Source organism: Leucobacter holotrichiae, from assembly GCF_055791005.1.
Map to the genome: position 1 here is coordinate 1 of NZ_JBVUAC010000030.1, position 2,720 is coordinate 2,720.

The following is a 2,720-nucleotide window of genomic DNA, read 5'->3' on the forward strand; positions in this document are numbered from 1 at the left end:
GAGTACGAGGCCATCATGAACGAGCAGGTCGCACTCGCTGCCTGACCAAGCTGTCACCAACTCGTGCAGCAGACCCATGCGGGACCGGCCTGGTTCCTCGAAGTGCTGCTGGTGTTCTCATTGATCTACGCCATCTACCGCACCGCACGCAGAACCCCTCCACCTGGCCGGGACACCGCCTCCGAACTTCGCCCCGGAGTTGCCGTCGTCCAACTCCTCGCGCTCATGGCCGTCATGGCTGCAACGGGGGCGGCCTGGCGGCTCATTGTTCCCGATGGCACTCATTGGCCGGTCGTGGGTCTGCCGACGCCGTCCTTTCTTCCGCAGTACGCGTTGATGTTTGCCGCTGGCGTGCTCGCGTCCCGGCATCGATGGCTGGAACGCGTGCCCACCTCAGCCGCCGCGATGACCGCAGCCCTGTCCGCAGTCACGCTTTCAGCGCTCGCGCCTGGGATGATGTCGCCCGACCCTCGCGTGTCTGCGGTCGCGGCGGGAGTTCTCACGGCCGCGCTCGGCGTCGGGCTCAGCGTGGTAGTGCTGGTGACATTCAGACGACTCGCGCCGGACACCGGACCGATCCGGAGGTTTCTGTCGGCGAACGCGTTCACCGTCTACGTCATTCATCCCGCAATCCTGGTCGGTCTTGCACTGATGCTTCGGGACGTCACAGCTCCGGCGATCGCGAAGTTCGGCGTCCTGCTCCTCCTGGCAGTACCGGCCTGCTGGCTGCTCGCTGCAGTCGTGCGCACGATCCCAGGAGTCAAGAAGATTATGTGACAGCTTTCTCCGCCCCCCAATGCCCGGCACCCTTCGCGACCGGGGTTCAAGGCTCGGCCGTGGCCGAACCCTGACACCGCGCCTGGCGTCCGGTCGCTCCCACGGCACTGAAATCGCCAAGTGACCGTAGAGCGCCAATGTCGGCCTGCCGCCGTCGCCCGCCTGCCAGAAGGAATGGACACCGCGTACTTACTTCGATACACTTGTATTACACTGCGGAAGGAAGGGAGATGGGCTGTGGCGCGAGGGCGCGGACGCGATCACGATGTGGTCCGGCAAGCGATCATCGATGCAGCGGGCGCCGCGGTCGAGCAGGGGGGCCTCGAGTCGCTGACGTTCCGTCGGGTCGCTGCTGCCGCGGATGTATCCCCGGGACGGGTCCAGCACTACTTCACCGACCGCGCCAGGCTGGTGCAGGCCTGCTTCGATGCTGTGCAGGATAGGGCGCGTTCTCGTGTGGAGGCGACGCTCGCGAAAGTCGAGCCGAGCCCTGCGGAGGTGGTCGCGGCGATTCTGCGCACGATGATCCCGCGGAGTCCCGAGGACTTCAGAGATCTCCGTGTGGTCACCATGTTTGAGACCTTGGCGCTCACCGAGCCGGCGTTGGGGCGGGCACTGCTGGAGGGTCACGCAGAGCTGCGCATGCTGCTGGTCGATCAGGTTGCGCTCGTCTTACGCAGACCCGGTTCCGCGCTGGAAGCAGCCGGCATCACGTCCCCGGAGATGATCTCTGATGGATTGCTTGCGACGGCCGGCGGGCTCGCGAGTGAAGTCCTGCACGGCCATCTCGGGGCCGACGAGGCACACCGGGTCCTAGACGCGGCGCTGGCCTGCGGGCTCGGCAAGAGCACGACTGACGACACGGAGGGCGGCCATGGCGGATGACTCCGAGGTCCTGCGGCCGCTGCGGCGCGGGGAGGGGCTGGTCCGGGGCCGTTTCGAGACCGAGCACGACGGGGCGACCTACGTCGTCGACGCTCACTACCTCGACCTGGACGAGCGTATCCGCCTCTACCGGAACGGGCGACTCGTCGACACTGCTCGCGGGCGTGCCACGTTCCATCTCGGCGGTGGCGTACGGATCGAGGCCGCGGTCGCTAAGGCCGGCATGAAGTACGTTCGCCTGCGACAGGGCGAAGCTGGCGGCACAGTGCAGCTTCCACCGGCCGAAGGAACGGCCGAGGCATGGCGGGCGCGGGTCGGTCACGCTCACCCCACCGCGAGCCGAGTCGTCGGTTGGGTCTCGCTCGTCGTCCTACTGGCTGTGCTCGGGATCGAGCTTCCCCAGCTGATCAACCTTGCCGGGAACCTGACGCCGCTCGTCGGACTGCCGTCGTTCGAGGTCCCGGCACTGACGCTACCGGGCTGGGCGAACTTTGCGCTCATCATCCTGGCCGGAGCCGCCGGGCTCGAACGCAGCCTGAGTATGAAGTACAACCCTCTGCTCGACGACTGATCGGCTCGATGGGTCAGAACACTCATTCGCGGCGCTTCAAAGAAGATGATATCTGCGGCGTGGGCTCTGCTCTCCACGCCGATCGCGGACAGCGTCGAGCCATTGCTCGCTCTGCGGATCAGTGCCGACCGGTGCGGATGGTAAAGGCCCCTGACCGCGGACGGTTTCTGCCAGTCCTGGCCCGCACCCGCTCAATCCGTCGTCCGGTCGGGCCGATGGTCTACGACTGTCTCAAGCTCGTGTTCGTCAGGTCGGGGTCGGCGATAGTGTTCAGCGAGTTCGGGCACCAGCCGGTCAGCTTCGGTGATGCGATCCTGATCGGCCCGAACGTGTTGTTCAGCGCCGAACCCGAAGACTACGTCACTCTCACCGCGATCTACGTCGATACCGACTTCGCGCTCGATCAGTTCGGGTCTGCTGAAGCTTTGGTTGAGTCCGGGGTTTATGCCGCCAACCCGACGGCATCCATCATTATGGCCTCGAACTC

The 2,720-nt window shown here is 65.8% G+C and carries 3 protein-coding genes and 1 pseudogene; all 4 read left to right on the forward strand.

Annotated features, from left to right (window positions below; all coding sequences use genetic code 11):
- Positions 1 to 63 precede the first annotated feature (63 nt).
- Positions 64 to 777 carry an acyltransferase family protein gene (locus tag AC0KXF_RS15100; RefSeq protein ID WP_473109955.1) on the forward strand — a complete coding sequence of 238 codons (714 nt, stop codon included), beginning with the start codon at positions 64 to 66 and terminating at the stop codon, positions 775 to 777.
- A gap of 237 nt (positions 778 to 1,014) precedes the next feature.
- The gene (locus AC0KXF_RS15105; RefSeq protein ID WP_236539813.1) at positions 1,015 to 1,662 is read left to right on the forward strand and encodes a TetR/AcrR family transcriptional regulator; all 648 of its coding nucleotides are present in this window, start codon (positions 1,015 to 1,017) and stop codon (positions 1,660 to 1,662) included.
- A complete protein-coding gene (locus AC0KXF_RS15110) occupies positions 1,652 to 2,233 on the forward strand; it encodes a hypothetical protein (RefSeq protein WP_473109956.1) in 582 nt (193 codons plus the stop codon). The genes AC0KXF_RS15105 and AC0KXF_RS15110 overlap by 11 nt, the downstream gene beginning before the upstream one ends.
- 8 nt (positions 2,234 to 2,241) lie before the next feature.
- Positions 2,242 to 2,720, forward strand: a pseudogene (locus AC0KXF_RS15115) (hypothetical protein); the annotation flags it as partial.